Genomic DNA, 15,860 nt, shown 5'->3' on the forward strand with positions numbered 1-15,860 from the left:
CCTTCAAGACCTGAACAACAGGCCGTGTGTTGATAGGAAACGAGGACAGTGAAATAAAATTTAACTGATCATTGATCAGTGCGCTTCCCACTCGCGCATCCGCACCCGGCAGTGCTTCATGGCGTTGACGATGTGTTTTTCCACCAGGGCGCGGGAAATGCACAGGCGTTCGGCGATCTGCAGGTGGGTCAGGCCTTCGAGCTTGCGCAGCAGGAAGCTGTCGCGACAGGCCGCCGGCAGCTCGGCCAGGGCGCGTTCGAGCAGTTCCAGGCGCTGGCCGTGGTCGTGACTGGTATGGGGCGAACTGCTGGCGAAGCACTCTTGCGCATCCAGCACGTCCAGGGGTTCGACCTGCCGCAAGGCGTTGCGCCGATGGCCGTCGATCACCAGATTGAGCGCGGTGCGGTACAAAAAGGCACGGGGTTGTTCGATCGGCGTATCGCTGGAACGCTCCAGCACCCGGACATAAGCGTCATGCACCACATCCTCGGCCACCTGACGGTTGCCCAGCTTGGCGTTGAGGAAACACACCAGCTCGCGATAGTAGTTTTCCAACATGACTCCCGACCGCCGGGTGGCGGCATTAGGTCCTTGGGTGCAAATAAAGACAGCCTTCAGGTGATGGCAGTTTGAGTGCGTGCAATTTATAGTAATTCTCATCTACTTTTAAAGCAGACTTGCATCAACGGACGATTTTTTTCTTCAAAGGAGCTGTAACTGCTTATGTAACTGCCTAAATCCCCGCGCAATTCCCTCGTTTACTTGTCAGCTCCCCGCAACTGCGGTCCGAACTTTCCTGGCTGGAACCAAAGCATGAAACGCCCTCGACCTGCCCGACGCGCCTTGCTTGTTATCGCGTGCCTGATCCCCATTATCGCCATCGCGGCCTGGCAAGTGCTGCCACCGGGGCGTGACACCCTCACCACCGTCACCGTCACCCGCGGCAGTATCGAAAACAGCGTGACCGCCCTGGGCACCCTGCAGCCGCGCCGTTACGTGGACGTGGGCGCCCAGGCCTCCGGACAGATCCGCAAGATCCACGTCGAGGCGGGCGACCAGGTCCAGGAAGGCCAACTGCTAGTGGAGATCGACCCTTCCACGCAAAAAGCCAAGCTGGATGCCAGCCGCTACGCCATCGAAAACCTCAAGGCCCAGTTGCAGGAGCAAAAGGCCCAGCACGAACTGGCGCGCCAGAAGTACCAGCGCCAGCAACGCCTGGCCGCCGGCAACGCCACCCGCGAAGAAGACGTGCAAACCGCCAAGGCCGAACTGAGCGCCACCCAGGCGCGGGTCGACATGTTCCAGGCGCAGATCCAGCAAGCCCAGGCCAGCCTGCGCAGTGACGAAGCGGAATTGGGCTACACGCGCATCTACGCGCCGATGACCGGTACCGTGGTGGCGGTAGACGCGCGGGTCGGCCAGACCCTCAACGCACAGCAGCAGACGCCGCTGATCCTGCGCATCGCCAAGTTGTCGCCGATGACCGTGTGGGCGGAAGTCTCGGAAGCCGACATCGGCCACGTCAAACCGGGCATGACCGCCTATTTCACTACCCTGAGCGGCGGTAACCGGCGCTGGACCAGCACGGTGCGCCAGATCCTGCCGATCCCGCCCAAGCCGTTGAATGAAACCCAGGGCAGCGGCAGCCCCAACAGCACCAGCAAAAGTGGCAGCGGCCGCGTGGTGCTGTATACCGTGCTGCTGGACGTGGACAACAGCGACAACGCCTTGATGGCCGAAATGACCACCCAGGTATTTTTCGTCGCCAGCCAGGTCAAGGACGCCCTCACCGCACCGGTCGCCGCGTTGTCGGGCACGGCCAATGCCAACCAACAGATCGCCCAGGTCGTGGGCAAGAATGGCCGCATCGAACAACGCCAGGTGCAGGTAGGCATCAGCGACCGCCTGCGCGTCCAGGTGCTCGACGGCCTGAACGAAGGTGATCAACTGCTGATCGGCCCGGCCAACGGCAACGGGGGTTGAGTTGACCACGCCCCTGATCGAACTCAAGCACATCCGCAAGTCCTACGGCGGCGGCGACAGCCCGCAGGTCGACGTGTTGCGCGGCATCGACCTGTCGATCCATGCCGGGGAATTCGTCGCCATCGTCGGCGCCTCGGGCTCCGGCAAGTCCACGTTGATGAATATCCTCGGCTGCCTGGACCGTCCAAGCACCGGCGACTACCTGTTCGCCGGGGAGAACGTCGCCCACCTGGACAGCGACGAACTCGCCTGGCTGCGCCGCGAAGCCTTCGGCTTCGTGTTCCAGGGCTACCACCTGATCCCGTCGGGCTCGGCCCAGGAAAACGTCGAGATGCCGGCGATCTATGCCGGTATCAGCGCCGCCGAGCGCCATGCCCGCGCCCATGCCCTGCTCACCCGCCTGGGCCTGGCGGAGCGTACCGGCAACCGTCCACACCAGCTTTCCGGTGGCCAGCAACAGCGGGTGTCCATTGCCCGCGCGTTGATGAACGGCGGCCATATCATCCTCGCCGACGAACCCACCGGCGCCCTCGACAGCCACAGTGGCGCCGAGGTCATGACGCTGCTCGACGAACTCGCCAGCCAGGGCCACGTGGTGATCCTGATTACCCACGACCGCGAAGTGGCGGCGCGGGCCAATCGCATCATCGAGATCCGCGATGGTTTGATCATCAGCGATTCAGCCGACGGCAGCGACGTTGCACCGGCATTGGCGAACGGCGCCCTGCAAGCCGTGGACCTGCGCCAGCGCCTGGCCGACGGCGCCGAGCACAATGGCGCGTGGAAAGCCGAGCTGGTGGATGCGGTGCAAGCCGCCTGGCGGGTGATGTGGATCAACCGCTTCCGCACCGCGCTGACCCTGCTGGGGATCATTATCGGCGTAGCCTCGGTGGTGGTGATGCTGGCGGTGGGCGAAGGCAGCAAGCGCCAGGTCATGGCGCAAATGGGCGCGTTCGGCTCCAACATCATCTACCTCAGCGGCTCGTCGCCGAACCCGCGTACGCCGCTGGGCATTGTTACCCTCGATGACGTCCACGCGCTGGCGGCCCTGCCCCAGGTCCAGCGCATCATGCCGGTCAACGGCAGCGAAGCCGGGGTGCGTTACGGCAACGTGGACTACATAGCGTATGTGGGCGGCAATGACACCAATTTCCCGGAGATTTTCAATTGGCCGGTGGTCGAGGGCAGTTACTTCACGGCCGCCGACGAGCGCGCCGCCGCCACCGTGGCGGTGATCGGTCATCGCGTGCGCGAAAAGCTGTTCAAGGGCGAGGTCAACCCGATCGGCCAGTACATCCTGATTGAAAACGTACCGTTCCAGGTGATCGGTGTGCTGGCGGAAAAAGGCGCCGCCTCCGGCAACAAGGACAGTGACGACCGCGTTGCCATCCCTTACACCGCCGCCAGCGTGCGCCTTTTCGGCAGCTACAACCCCGAATATGTGGTGATCGCGGCGGCGGATGCGCGCAAGGTCCACGAAGCCGAAGTCGCCATTGATCAGTTGATGCAAAAGTTGCACAACGGCAAGCGCGACTACGAGCTGACCAACAACGCCGCGATGATCCAGGCCGAGGCCCGCACGCAGAACACGCTGTCATTGATGCTCGGTTCGATTGCGGCGATTTCCCTGCTGGTGGGCGGGATCGGCGTGATGAACATCATGTTGATGACCGTACGCGAACGCACCCGTGAAATCGGCATCCGCATGGCCACCGGCGCACGCCAGCGCGACATCCTGCGCCAGTTCCTCACGGAAGCGGTGATGCTTTCAGTGGTCGGCGGTTTGTGTGGCATCGCCCTCGCCTTGTTGGTCGGCGGCGTGTTGGTACTGGCCAAGGTGGCGGTGCAGTTCTCCCTCTTGGCGGTGTTTGGCGCATTTGGTTGCGCACTCGTCACCGGCGTCGTATTCGGCTTCATGCCGGCCCGTAAAGCTGCCCGGCTCGATCCGGTTAAGGCGTTGACCAGTGAATAAACAGTCCTTCTACCTGCCTGCCTTGTGCGTGTTACTCAGCGCCTGCACCGGCAACCCGCCCGCGCTCGACAGCGGGATTGCAGCGCCTGCCGCCTGGCAATTTGCCGAACGCGACGCTGCCCAAGCCACCAACCAGCAATGGTGGACGCAGTTTGGCAGCCCGCAGCTCAACCGTCTGGTCGAACAGGCCCGGCGTGAAAGTTTCGACGTGGCCGCCGCCACCGCACGCGTGCGCCAGGCCCAAGCCAGTGCAGTGATTGCCGGCGCGCCGCTGTTGCCGGAAGTGAAGCTTAACCTCACCACCAGCCGCCAGAAGCTGTTGCGCGGCCCGGGTGGACCGGACCTTGACGCAACGCAAAGCGATGACGCCGTCGACAACTTTGGCGCCAACCTCAGCGCCAGCTACGAAGTGGACTTCTGGGGTGGCCGCGCCGCCGCCCGCGACAGCGCCCTGCATAGCCTGCGCGCCAGCGAATTTGACCAAGCCACCGTGGAGCTGACCTTGCTCAGCAGCGTGGCCGACCGCTACGCGCAAACCCTGGCCGCGCAGCAGCGCCAGCAGATTGCCGAGCTGAACCTGGCCAATGCGCGCAACGTGCTCGACCTGGTGCAGACCCGTTATGACGCCGGCTCCGCCACCGCCCTGGAATTGGCCCAGCAAAAAAGCCTGGTGGCCAGCCAGCAACGTCAACTGCCGCTGATCCAGCAACTGGCCGAAGAGTCGCGGATCACGCTGGCCGCCCTCCTCGGCCAACCGGTCCAGACGTTGGACCTGGGCGCAGAGCCGTTCCAGGCACTCACTTGGCCAACGATCGGTGCCGGTATGCCGAGCCAATTGCTCAGCCGCCGTCCTGATATCGCCAAGGCCGAGGCGCAGTTGGCGGCCGCACAGGCCGACGTCACCGTGGCCCGCGCGGCCATGCTGCCCGCCATCACCCTCGGCGCGACCCTGGGTTCCGACGCCTACAAGGCCGTGGATGTCCTGCGCAGCCCCTACTACACGCTGACCGCCGGGCTGGTGGCGCCGATCTTCAACAACGGCCGTTTAAGTGCTGAACGTGACAAGGCCCGCGCGCGCCAGGATGAACTGCTGCAAACCTATCGCGGTGCGATCATCAACGGCTTTGCCGACGTGGAAAAATCCCTCAGCAGCATCACCCGTCTCGACCAGCAGCGCGAATGGCAAAGCGAAGAACTGCAACAGGCCCAGACCGCCTTCCAAATTGCTGAAAGCCGCTACCAGGCCGGTGCCGAAGACCTGCTCACAGTACTGGAAACCCAACGCACCCTGTACGCGGCCCAGGACCAGAATGTGCAACTGCGGCTGTCGCGCCTACAGGCCAGCATCGCGTTGTACAAGGCATTGGGCGGCGGCTGGCAGACACAGATCCGATAAACAAAACTCCGCTTTCGTACATCAGCTGTCTTCTCGCCCTACATTCTTCGACCAAAGGTCCTTGGTAAAAAAACCGCTCTCACACGGTTGCCCAGGACCTCTTGATGACTGTCGCAAAATACCTGACGTGCGCCTGTCTCTGGGTAACAGCCAGTGCTGCCCAAGAACTGATTCCCCCCACCGCCATCGACTGGCTGCTGGATTGCCCCCTGCCCACCGTTGAACGCCTGGACCCTGAAGTGCTGCAACGCACCCAATGCGGGGTCGTGAGCGTGCCGCGCAATTACGCCGCGCCTCGGCAAGGCAATCTGCGTCTCTACCTGACCCGCGTCGGCGCCCGTGACCCGCTGAACCGCGAAGGCGTGGTGTTCGCCCAAGCTGGCGATGCCCCCAAAAGGAACCAGGGCGGCACCTTTGTCATTCACCTGACCAGCCTCTGGGGCTCCTACTCCAACCCGGCGTATCGCACGCTGGTCAACCGCTACGACGTCATCGAACTCAGCCCCCGCGACCTCGGCAACGACAATGGCGTCGAACAGGCCGCCCAGGACCTGGAGTTTGTGCGCACCCAACTGGGCGACGCCCAACTGCTCTACCTGGGCAATGCCGATGCTGCCCGCCTGGGCAACCGGTACGCGGCGCTGTTTCCCGAACGAGTGGCGCGCATGGTGCTGGTCAATGCGCCACAGCCCGAATCGGCCTCACCGCAGGTCGAACAACTGCGCCTGAAAGAGTTGGCCAAACAGGATGCCAGCAGCTGCATCAACCGCTGGGTGGGCGACTTCCTGGTCTTCGGCAAGCAGCCTCCGCCATCCACACGCTGCCTGGATTCGGGCAACGACGAGTAACCACTCGATTGCGACCTGTTGCCATCGAAAACGACACCCGCCGTTGACGCTGCACCTCGATCGTTATTAAGTGCTATTAATCCGCATTAATACGATAAATCAAACTTATGCTAAGCCGCCCGCTACGACGCAAACGCCAGAAGCTGTCCGATGTGATTGTCGAGTCGGTCAAGCGCTCCATCGTCACCGACGCCTTGAAGCCCGGCGACCGCCTGCCCACCGAACGCGAGCTGATGGAAAGCTTCCAGTGCTCCAAAGGTTCGGCCCGCGAAGCGCTCAAGGCGCTGGAAGTGGAAGGCCTGGTGAGCACTCGCACCGGGCCCAGCGGCGGCGCCTACCTGAACCAGGCCGGCACCGAACCGGCCAGCCGCGCGTTGCGCAACTACCTGCACTTCCAGCATCTGGACGGCGAACAGGTGTACCAACTGCGCAAAGTCATCGAAGTGGAACTGGCGGTATCGGTGCTCGGGCGCTTGAGCGAAGAGGACTACCAGGCCCTGCAAGACAACGTGGATTTTTGCAGCGCCCCCGAAGACAGTGAAGCCGGCCAGCGTGAACAGCGCCTGGCGGAACTTGAGTTCCATAACCTGCTGGCCAAGGCCTGTCCCAACCCTTTGCTGAGTTTCATGGCGCAGTTCCTCAACGATCTGCTGCGCGACCTGGTGGTGCTGAAAAAAGCCTACAAGCCCAAGCGCAAGCAGTTCGACGCCGCCAACCTCGACTATCACAAGCAGCTGCTGATCGCCTTTCGTGCCGGGGATGAAAGCGCGGTGCGTAGCTTGATGCATGAACACATGTGCGATGCCGAACACCACATGACCGCCCTTGAAGGCCAGGTCAGCCCGCATTTTCTACTGGAGTTCGATCACTCTTAAAAAACACCACAGACCCAACGTGGGAGCGGGCTTGCTCGCGAAGGCGGTGAGTCAGCAAAGCATCCGGTGGCTGATGCACCGCATTCGCGAGCAAGCCCGCTCCCACAGTTTCTGTCCGCGTTTCACCTCAATAAAAAGGCCTGCCCACAGGCCCTTGCTCCACCGTATCGCCATTGCCACTCCTGCCAATAACTAAACCAGGGAGTCACCCCATGCAGCGTCGTACGTTGTTGAAAGCCAGTCTTACCGCAGCCGCCGCCCTCAGCCTCCCGCTGAGCATCCGGTCTGCATTCGCCGCCGAGCCCTTTACCTTTTACGGCCTAAAGTCCATGTCTGGCGCCTTTGCCAGCTATGGCAAGTTTGCCGACATGGGTTCGCGCCTGGCGGTGGAGCAGCACCCCGAACTGCTCGGCCGCCCACTGAACTACAAGGTGATCGACACCGAGGGCAATGCCGGCAAGGCCGTGCGCAAGGTGCAGGAAGCCATCCAGCAGGATGGCGCGCGGTTCTTCCAGGGCTGCACCCTGTCGTCCTCGGCACTGGCGGTGGCCAAGGAAGTGGACAAGGTCGGCGGTGTGTTCATGACCCCGGTGGGCGCCGATGAAGTCACCGGCAAGGACTGCAACAAGGCAACCTTCCGCTGGTCGGTGCCTACCTACGGCGCGATCCGCGAAACCATGGTGCCGCTGATCAAGCTGCTGCCGGACGCCAAGCGTTGGTACACCATCACCCCGCAATACGTGTTCGGCGAAGCGCTGCTCGAAGGTGCGAAGAATGTGCTCAAGGAAAACGGCCTGGAACACATCGGCAACAGCTACCACTCGTTGCAGGAGCAGGAATTCTCCGGCTACCTGACCAACGCCATCGCCGCCAAACCCGATGTGCTGGTGCTGCTCAACTTCGGCAGCCAGTCGTCCAACACCCTGCGCCAGGCGGTGAACTTCGGCATCAAGGAACGCATGAAGGTGCTGCTGGTGTGGTCCGCCGGCCTCGACCAGTTCCAGGAACTGGGCAGCGATGTGCTAGAGGGCGTGTACCTCGGCGCGCAGTACTGGCACCAGGTCGACACCCCGCTCAACCGTGAACTGGTCAAGCTCACCCAAGCCAAATACGGCATCAACCCTACCTACCCGCTGGCCGCCGATTACATCAGCACCAAGGTCATGCTCGAAGCCATCATTTCTACCGGCAGTTTCGACGGACCGACCGTGGCCAAGGCCCTGCAGGGCCTGAGCTACGAAGGGCCCACCGGCAAGGAATCGATCCGCGCCGGCGACCACCAGGTGATCAAGGATTACTACCTGCTGATCGGCAAGGCCACCGCCGACATGGCCGACAAGGACGACCTGGCCAAGGTGCTCAGCGCCGGCCAGTCGTTCCCGCCGGTGGAAGCCACGGGCTGCACGCTCGGCTGATCCCCCTGAATTTGGTAGCGCAGGGCCGTGCAAGCGGCCTCCTGCAGAGGGTTCCTGCATGCTTAATCTTTATCTGTTCCAGATCCTCAACGGCCTTGGGCTGGGGATGATCTACTTCCTGATCGCGGTCGGGCTGACGATCATTTTCGGCCTGCTCAACTTCGTCAACTTCGCCCACGGCGCGTTTTTCCTGCTGGGTGCCTACATCTGCTACACCGCCGTGAGCCTCACTGGCAACTTCTGGCTGGCGCTGCTGATTGCGCCGCTGGTGGTGGCCGCGCTGGCCTGGGCCATCGAACGCTTGTTGATCCAGCGCATCTATCACTTACCGCACATGTTCCAGATCCTGGTGACCCTGGGCATCGCGCTGATCATCCAGGAAGCCAGCGTGATGATCTGGGGCCCGGTGGGCAAAAGCGTCGCCGTGCCGGAACTGCTGCGCGGCGTGCTGGTGGTGGGTGACTTCGTCTACCCCTACTACCGCCTGTTTCTCATCGTGTTTTCCGGGCTGGTCGGCCTGGGCCTGTGGCTGCTGCTGGAACGCACGCGCTTCGGCGCCCTGGTGCGGGCCGGCAGTGAAAGCACCGAAACCGTGTCGCTGCTGGGCACCAATATTTTCCGCCTGTTCTCCATGACCTTCGCCCTCGGCGTGGCCCTGGCCGGTGTCGCGGGCGTGCTGTTCGCCCCGTTGCGCGGCGCGCAGCCCTTTGTCGGCCCGGAAATTCTCGGGGTGGCCTTCGTGGTGGTGGTGATCGGCGGCATGGGCTCGTTCAGCGGTGCGCTGGTCGGCGGTTTGCTGGTGGGCGTGGTGCAAAGCCTGATGACCACACTCTGGCCCCAGGGTGCGAGCTTGATGATCTACGGCGCCATGGCCGTGGTGATTCTGGTCCGTCCCTACGGCCTGTTTGGGAGAGCCTGACATGAGCGAGAAAAATCCCCTGCCGTTTGCCAAGACGCAATCGCGCGCGATGTTGCTGTGGGTGTTGGCGGTGCTGATCGGCCTGCCCTTGATACTGCCGTCGGCGACCCTGGCCACCGAGATCCTGATCTTTGCCATGGCGGCCCTGGCCTGCAACCTGCTGCTGGGCTACACCGGCCTGCTGTCGTTCGGCCAAGGCATCTTCTTCGGGGCCGGCGCCTATTGCGCGGCGTTGCTGATGATCCACCTGCAACTGGGCCTGTTCACGGCGTTGCTCGGCGCCGCCGTGGCCGGTGGCTTCCTGGCGTTGCTGGTGGGTGCCCTGGCGATCCGTCGCACCGGCATCTACTTCGTGATGCTGACCCTGGCCTTCAGTCAGATGGCCTACTTTGTCGCCTACACCCTCAGCGACTGGACCGGTGGCGACAACGGCCTGCTCAGCGTGCCGCGCCCGGAGATCCGCGTGGGTGAAACCGTGCTGCTGTCACTGGCCGACGCCCGCGCCTTTTACGGCTTTGTCGCGGTGCTGTTCCTGTTGATCTTCATCGGCGCCCGCCGGGTGATCGCCTCGCCATTCGGCAGCACCTTGATGGCGATCCGCGAAAACGAAACCCGCGCCTCGGCCATCGGCTACGACACGCGGCACTTCAAGATCCTGGTGTTTGTGCTGTCCGGCGCCGTTACCGGGATTGCCGGCGCGCTGTACGCCATGCTGCTGCACTTTGTGCCGCTGTCGAATATCGACCTGGCGATGTCCGAGAACATCCTGATCATGACCATCGTCGGCGGCACCGGCTCATTGTTCGGCTCGCTGCTCGGCGCCGGTTCCATCGTGCTGCTCGGGGATTTCCTCTCCGACCTGTGGCCACGCTGGCTGATGCTGCTGGGGGTGATCCTGATCCTGGTGGTGATCTTCATGCGCGGTGGTTTGTGGGGCGGCCTGGCGTCGCTGTTCGAAAAGGTACGCGGCCATCGCAACACGGCCGCTGTCGCCAAGGAGGAAGGGCTATGAGCATCCTTTTGGAAACCAGAGACCTGGAACTGGCCTATGGCGCGTTCCACGCGGTGAACGGCGTGAACCTCAAGGTCGAGGCCGGCACCATCCACACCATCATCGGCCCTAACGGCGCGGGCAAGACCAGCCTGTTCCACTGCCTCACGGGCGAACGCCAGGCCACCGCCGGGGCGATTCATTTCGACGGCAAGAACCTGATGCGCAAGCCCGCCCACGGCCGCGTCGGCCTGGGCATGGCGCGCTCGTTCCAGCTCACCAGCCTGTTCCAGAACCTCAGCGTGCGCGAAAACCTGCGCCTGGCCGCCCAGGGACGTGACGGCGCACGCGCCTTGAATTTCTGGCGCCGCGTCGACAGCAAGCGCGAACACCTGGAGATGGCCGACCAGGTGCTGGAACGCCTGCAACTCACCGCCCGTGCCGACACCCTGGCCGGCGAGTTGTCCCACGGCCAGCAGCGGGTGCTGGAGGTGGGCATGTCGATCTGCTCCAAACCGAAACTGTTGATGCTCGACGAACCCACCTCGGGCATGGGCATCGATGACATCCCGATCATGACCCAGCTGATCAGCGACCTCGGTCGCGACCACACGGTGCTGCTGATCGAACACAACATGAGCATCGTCATGTCCATCAGCCAACGCATCACGGTGATGAGCCACGGCCAGATCCTGGTGGAAGGCACGCCGGAATTCGTGCGCGCCGATGAACGCGTGCGCACCGCTTATCTTGGGGAGGCTGCCTGATGCTGATCGTCGAGAACATCCATTCCTACTACGACAAGAGCCACGTGCTGGAAGGCGTGTCGCTGACCGTCAACCCTGGCGAACTGGTGACGCTGCTGGGGCGCAATGGCGCTGGCAAGACCACCACCTTGCGCAGCATCCTCGGCATCATCTGCCCGCGCCAGGGCCAGATCCATTTCAACGGCCAGGCATTGGTGGGCCAGAAGATCTTCGAAATTGCCCGCCAGGGCCTGGCGCTGGTGCCGGAGAACCGTGGGATTTTCCGCCTGCTCACCGTCGAAGAAAACCTGCGCATCGCCGCACGCAAGACCAGCCGCTGGCAGCTCGAAGACGTGTACGCCATGTTCCCGCGCCTCAAGGAGCGCCGCAAAAACGCCGGCCACGCGTTGTCCGGCGGCGAGCAACAGATGCTCGCCATCGCCCGCGCCCTGCTCAACGATCCCAAGCTACTGATCCTCGATGAACCCACCGAAGGCCTGGCCCCGGTGATCGTCGACGAGTTGGTGAAGATCCTGCGCAAGGTCAAGGACGACGGCCTGCCGGTGCTGCTGGTGGAACAGAACCTGATGGTCTGCGACAAGCTCGCCGACCGCCATTACGTGCTCGAACAGGGCCGCGTGGTCTACGAGGGCAGCGCCGAAGCCTTCCGCGCCGACCCGACCATCAAAAACCGTTACCTGGCCCTGAGTGCCTGACCGGAGACTGCTGATGAATAGTTTTGCGCAACCGCTCAAGAGCAACGCCCCGCTGATCAACCGTGACCGCCTGTGGCAGTCGCTGATGGACCTGGCCCGACTCGGCGCCACCGCCAAAGGCGGCGTATGCCGCCTGGCCCTCACCGACCTGGATCGCCAGGCCCGCGACCTGTTTGTGCAATGGTGCGAGGCCGCCGGGTGCAGCGTCACGGTCGACGCCATCGGCAATATCTTTGCGCGCCGCGCCGGGCAAAACCCGGCCCTGCCCCCGGTGATGACCGGCAGCCATATCGACACCCAACCCACGGGCGGCAAGTTCGACGGCTGTTATGGGGTAATGGCCGGACTGGAAGTGATCCGCACCCTGAATGATTTGAACATCGAAACCCAAGCGCCGATTGAAGTGGTGGTGTGGACCAACGAAGAAGGCTCGCGTTTTCCGCCGTGCATGATGGGTTCCGGGGTGTTTGCCGGTAAGTTCGATTTGCAGGACACCCTCGACAAAGTCGATGACCAGGGCCTGTCGGTGGGCGCCGAACTGCAACGCATTGGGTATGCAGGGTCCCGCGCCGTGCTCGGCCACCCGGTCGGCGCTTACTTCGAAGCACATATCGAACAGGGCCCGGTGCTGGAAGACCAGGCCACTACCATCGGCGTGGTCATGGGCTGCCTGGGCCAGAAGTGGTTCGACCTGACCTTCACCGGCGTCGAAGCCCACGCCGGCCCGACGCCGATGCACCTGCGCAAGGACGCCCTGGTCGGCGCCGCCGAGGTGGTCAGCGCGGTCAACCGCATCGCCCATCAACAGCAACCCCACGCCTGCGGCACGGTCGGTTGCCTGAGCCTGCACCCCGGTTCGCGCAACGTGATTCCCGGCCAGGTGCACATGACCCTCGACCTGCGTCACCTGCATGCAGACAAACTACACGCCATGGTCGATGAAGTGCGCGGCGTAATCGAAACCACCGCCGCCAGGCACGGGTTGGCGTATGAACTGACGCCAACCGCCGACTTCCCACCGCTGGACTTCGCCCCAGCCTGCGTCAACGCCGTGCGCGAGGGCGCCGAAGCCTTGGGCTTGAGCCATATGGACATCGTCAGCGGTGCCGGCCACGACGCGATTTTCGTCGCTGAACTGGGCCCGGCCGGGATGATCTTCGTGCCGTGCGAAGGCGGCATCAGCCATAACGAAATCGAAAACGCCGCGCCGGATGACCTGGCGGCGGGATGCGCGGTATTGCTGCGCGCCATGGTCAATGCGGCACAGGGGGAAATCGCATGAGCGAGATCGGCCAACTGACGGCGGTGCAACTGCTGCAGCATTTTCGCGACAAGACCCTATCGCCGGTGGAAGTCACCGAGGATGCCCTGCTGCGTATCGAACGCTTCAATCCGGTGGTGAACGCCTATTGTCACGTGGACCCGCAAGGTGCGCTGAACGCCGCGCGCGCCTCGGAACAGCGCTGGCTCAACGGCCAGCCCTGCGGCCCGTTGGACGGCGTGCCCTCTTCGATCAAGGACCTGACGCTGACCAACGGCATGCCGACCCGCAAGGGCTCACGCACCTCATCCGCCGAGGGGCCGTGGGACATCGACGCGCCCTTCCCGGCCTTCATGCGCAAGGCAGGCGCGGTGCTGCTGGGCAAGACCACTACCCCGGAATTCGGCTGGAAAGGCGTCACCGACAACCCGTTGTATGGCATCACCCGCAACCCTTGGGATACCCGCACCACGGCAGGCGGTTCATCCGGCGGCGCAGGCGCGGCGGCGGCGTTGAACCTGGGCGTGCTGCACCAGGGCAGCGATGCGGGCGGTTCGATCCGGATTCCCTGTGCCTTTACCGGCACCTTCGGCATCAAGCCGACCTTCGGCTATGTGCCGCAATGGCCGGCCAGTTCCATGACCATCCTGTCGCACCTGGGGCCGATGACCCGTACGGTGGAAGACAGCGTCTTGATGCTGCAGACCATCGCCCAGCCGGACGCACGGGATGGCTTGATCGGTGCGCCACGCACCACACCATGGCTGACGCCGGGTACGGATTTGAAAGGGTTGCGCGTGGCCTACAGTCCGAACTTCGGTTACGTGAAGGTCGACCCACAAGTGGCCAAGGTGGTCGCGGAGGCGGTGCGAGGCCTGGAACAACTGGGCGCCCACGTCGAGCAGATCGACCCCGGTTTCAGCGACCCGCTGGACGTCTTCAGCACCTTGTGGGCAGCCGGCGCGGCACGCCTGACCGGCGCCATGAGCGAGGCACAAAAACAACTGCTCGACCCCGGCCTGCTGCGCATCGCCCAACGCGGCGAACGCTTGAGCCTGGACGACTTCAACGCAGCCCTCGAAGCCCGCGCCGCATTGGTAGCACGCATGGCGGCATTCCATGAGCACTACGATGTGCTGGTGTCGCCGATGATGCCGATTACCGCGTTCACTGCCGGGCACGATGTGCCACCGGGCTCGGATTTGCAGGAGTGGACCGAGTGGACGCCGTTTACCTATCCCTTCAACCTCACGCAGCAACCGGCGGCATCGGTGCCGTGTGGGTTGGCGGCAAATGGCTTACCCGTGGGGTTGCATGTAGTAGGCGCGCGATTTGCCGACGAGCAGGTGTTGCGAGTGTGCCACGCCTACACAAAGGCCTTCCCAACCCAGCACCTCCAAGCCCCACAAACCTCAACCTGAAATACACTGCCCTGCAGCAGTTGCCTTTGACCCAACCACTCAGGCCGGCTATCAGGCGCCGTGCTCTTGCTTTTGATCTTGATCTTGATCTCAGGCGCCCCGTCAAACACGCTGGCCGGAATCTGACAGGGATTTGGGGGGTAAACCGGCAGGGATGCCGGTTTAGCCGCCCCGCGCCATGGATGGCGCGTGGCGGCGCCCCCCNNCCCTTTGGTTACTTTGGGCTGGGCCGGCATTCCGGCTCTTTTCCAAAGTGACCCGCCGTAAGGGCGGAACCCATAGCCGCCGTTACCTAAATAACGGATATGTACACAGCACCACCGCCTTCGCAGGCAAGCCAGCTCCCACAGTTTCAACCACATTCCATTACACTGTCCCCATTCATTCCCAGGGGCCTTCATGGACATCGAACTGGCACGCACCTTCCTCGAAATCACCCGCTGCGGCAGCCTGGCCGCAGCCGCCGAGAAACTGCACGTCACCCAGACCGCCATCACCGCACGGGTCAAGAGCCTCGAAAGCCAACTAGGCAGCACACTGTTCGTGCGCAACCGCGCAGGCGCCAGGCTGACCGCCGACGGCGAGGCCTTCGTGGTATACGCCAACCAATTGCTGCAAACCTGGGAAGCCGCAAAACGCGACCTGCCGCTGCCGGACGGTTATCGCAACGTGCTGCATATCGGTGGCGAAGTCAGCCTGTGCAACCCGCTAATGCTCGCCTGGGCCCAGGCGTTACGCCAACACATCCCCGGCCATGCCCTGCGCACCGAAGTGCGCGAAGGCGACTACCTGTTGCGCCAGCTGGAACTGGGCGTACTCGACGCTGCATTGGTGTTCCAGCCGCAATACTGGCCAGGCTTGCAAGTGGAACAGGTGCTGGAAGAAAAACTGATCCTGGTGCAGCTGGTGAGCAACCCAGCGCCCTACGTGTATATCGATTGGGGACCGGGCTTTCGCCAACAACACGACGCCGCCCTGCCCGACAAGGCCCGTGCCGCATTGAGTTTCAACCTGGGCCCGCTGGCATTGCAATACATCCTTGAGAACGGCGGCGCCGGCTATTTCCGCACCCGCGTGGTACAGAGTTACCTGGACAGCGGCGTGATGCAGCGCGTGCCCAAGGCGCCGGAATTCAGCTTCCCGACGTACCTGGTGTACTCACGGGCGCGGGATTCGGCGGTGTTGCAGCAGGCGCTGGGGTTGCTGCGTGAAGTGGTCAAGGCCGAAAGCGACTGGTCGCAGCGTTGGGACCCACTGATTTGAAGCAACAATCTGCACCGCGCATGCTAGCCTGCGGGTGTTTCCTTTAGCAGCCTG

General features: G+C 63.2%; 14 protein-coding genes. 13 read left to right on the forward strand and 1 reads right to left on the reverse strand.

Going from position 1 to position 15,860, the window contains the following annotated elements; translation table 11 throughout:
* Positions 1–75 precede the first annotated feature (75 nt).
* Positions 76–558 (reverse strand): sigma-70 family RNA polymerase sigma factor, encoded by a 483-nt coding sequence (locus HX812_RS12665; protein WP_033903279.1) that lies wholly within the window; start codon positions 556–558, stop codon positions 76–78.
* 255 nt (positions 559–813) lie between these two features.
* Here HX812_RS12665 and HX812_RS12670 point away from each other — a divergent pair, with 255 nt between their 5' ends.
* From HX812_RS12670 to HX812_RS12730, 13 genes are all read left to right on the forward strand, one after another.
* The gene (locus HX812_RS12670) at positions 814–1,983 is read left to right on the forward strand and encodes an efflux RND transporter periplasmic adaptor subunit (protein WP_038847676.1); all 1,170 of its coding nucleotides are present in this window, start codon (positions 814–816) and stop codon (positions 1,981–1,983) included.
* A 1-nt stretch (position 1,984) separates the two neighbouring features.
* Positions 1,985–3,955: a MacB family efflux pump subunit gene (locus tag HX812_RS12675; RefSeq protein WP_038847677.1), complete on the forward strand. Its 1,971-nt coding sequence runs from the start codon at positions 1,985–1,987 to the stop codon at positions 3,953–3,955.
* Positions 3,948–5,351 carry an efflux transporter outer membrane subunit gene (locus HX812_RS12680; protein WP_038847678.1) on the forward strand — a complete coding sequence of 468 codons (1,404 nt, stop codon included), beginning with the start codon at positions 3,948–3,950 and terminating at the stop codon, positions 5,349–5,351. Before HX812_RS12675 ends, HX812_RS12680 begins: the two co-directional genes overlap by 8 nt.
* 104 nt (positions 5,352–5,455) lie before the next feature.
* On the forward strand, positions 5,456–6,199 hold the full coding sequence (locus HX812_RS12685; RefSeq protein WP_038847679.1) for an alpha/beta fold hydrolase: 744 nt from the start codon (positions 5,456–5,458) through the stop codon (positions 6,197–6,199).
* Between the two features lie 107 nt (positions 6,200–6,306).
* Positions 6,307–7,074 carry a FadR/GntR family transcriptional regulator gene (locus tag HX812_RS12690; protein WP_038847680.1) on the forward strand — a complete coding sequence of 256 codons (768 nt, stop codon included), beginning with the start codon at positions 6,307–6,309 and terminating at the stop codon, positions 7,072–7,074.
* Positions 7,075–7,286: 212 nt separating this feature from the next.
* The gene (locus HX812_RS12695) at positions 7,287–8,489 is read left to right on the forward strand and encodes an ABC transporter substrate-binding protein (RefSeq protein WP_033903285.1); all 1,203 of its coding nucleotides are present in this window, start codon (positions 7,287–7,289) and stop codon (positions 8,487–8,489) included.
* Between the two features lie 58 nt (positions 8,490–8,547).
* Positions 8,548–9,408: a branched-chain amino acid ABC transporter permease gene (locus HX812_RS12700; RefSeq protein WP_016974865.1), complete on the forward strand. Its 861-nt coding sequence runs from the start codon at positions 8,548–8,550 to the stop codon at positions 9,406–9,408.
* 1 nt (position 9,409) lies between these two features.
* A complete protein-coding gene (locus HX812_RS12705) occupies positions 9,410–10,420 on the forward strand; it encodes a branched-chain amino acid ABC transporter permease (RefSeq protein ID WP_038849035.1) in 1,011 nt (336 codons plus the stop codon).
* A complete protein-coding gene (locus HX812_RS12710) occupies positions 10,417–11,166 on the forward strand; it encodes an ABC transporter ATP-binding protein (RefSeq protein ID WP_038849033.1) in 750 nt (249 codons plus the stop codon). Before HX812_RS12705 ends, HX812_RS12710 begins: the two co-directional genes overlap by 4 nt.
* Positions 11,166–11,861, forward strand: coding sequence for an ABC transporter ATP-binding protein (locus HX812_RS12715; protein ID WP_028617000.1), 696 nt, complete (start codon positions 11,166–11,168; stop codon positions 11,859–11,861). The genes HX812_RS12710 and HX812_RS12715 overlap by 1 nt, the downstream gene beginning before the upstream one ends.
* A 13-nt stretch (positions 11,862–11,874) precedes the next feature.
* A complete protein-coding gene (locus tag HX812_RS12720; protein WP_038849031.1) occupies positions 11,875–13,143 on the forward strand; it encodes a Zn-dependent hydrolase in 1,269 nt (422 codons plus the stop codon).
* Positions 13,140–14,543: an amidase gene (locus HX812_RS12725; protein WP_038849030.1), complete on the forward strand. Its 1,404-nt coding sequence runs from the start codon at positions 13,140–13,142 to the stop codon at positions 14,541–14,543. The genes HX812_RS12720 and HX812_RS12725 overlap by 4 nt, the downstream gene beginning before the upstream one ends.
* 399 nt (positions 14,544–14,942) lie before the next feature.
* Positions 14,943–15,806 carry a LysR family transcriptional regulator gene (locus HX812_RS12730; RefSeq protein ID WP_038849039.1) on the forward strand — a complete coding sequence of 288 codons (864 nt, stop codon included), beginning with the start codon at positions 14,943–14,945 and terminating at the stop codon, positions 15,804–15,806.
* The last annotated feature ends 54 nt before the right edge of the window (positions 15,807–15,860 follow it).

The sequence above is a fragment of the Pseudomonas sp. IPO3749 genome (assembly GCF_013386605.1).
GTDB lineage: Bacteria > Pseudomonadota > Gammaproteobacteria > Pseudomonadales > Pseudomonadaceae > Aquipseudomonas > Aquipseudomonas azotoformans_A.

Excerpts from the sequence above, each read along its gene's own strand:
- HX812_RS12665 (WP_033903279.1), bottom strand. The coding sequence starts at position 558 with ATGTTGGAAAACTACTATCGCGAGCTGGTGTGTTTCCTCAACGCCAAG.
- HX812_RS12670 (WP_038847676.1), top strand. The coding sequence starts at position 814 with ATGAAACGCCCTCGACCTGCCCGACGCGCCTTGCTTGTTATCGCGTGC.
- HX812_RS12685 (WP_038847679.1), top strand. The coding sequence starts at position 5,456 with ATGACTGTCGCAAAATACCTGACGTGCGCCTGTCTCTGGGTAACAGCC.
- HX812_RS12690 (WP_038847680.1), top strand. The coding sequence starts at position 6,307 with ATGCTAAGCCGCCCGCTACGACGCAAACGCCAGAAGCTGTCCGATGTG.
- HX812_RS12695 (WP_033903285.1), top strand. The coding sequence starts at position 7,287 with ATGCAGCGTCGTACGTTGTTGAAAGCCAGTCTTACCGCAGCCGCCGCC.
- HX812_RS12700 (WP_016974865.1), top strand. The coding sequence starts at position 8,548 with ATGCTTAATCTTTATCTGTTCCAGATCCTCAACGGCCTTGGGCTGGGG.
- HX812_RS12705 (WP_038849035.1), top strand. The coding sequence starts at position 9,410 with ATGAGCGAGAAAAATCCCCTGCCGTTTGCCAAGACGCAATCGCGCGCG.
- HX812_RS12710 (WP_038849033.1), top strand. The coding sequence starts at position 10,417 with ATGAGCATCCTTTTGGAAACCAGAGACCTGGAACTGGCCTATGGCGCG.
- HX812_RS12715 (WP_028617000.1), top strand. The coding sequence starts at position 11,166 with ATGCTGATCGTCGAGAACATCCATTCCTACTACGACAAGAGCCACGTG.
- HX812_RS12720 (WP_038849031.1), top strand. The coding sequence starts at position 11,875 with ATGAATAGTTTTGCGCAACCGCTCAAGAGCAACGCCCCGCTGATCAAC.
- HX812_RS12725 (WP_038849030.1), top strand. The coding sequence starts at position 13,140 with ATGAGCGAGATCGGCCAACTGACGGCGGTGCAACTGCTGCAGCATTTT.
- HX812_RS12730 (WP_038849039.1), top strand. The coding sequence starts at position 14,943 with ATGGACATCGAACTGGCACGCACCTTCCTCGAAATCACCCGCTGCGGC.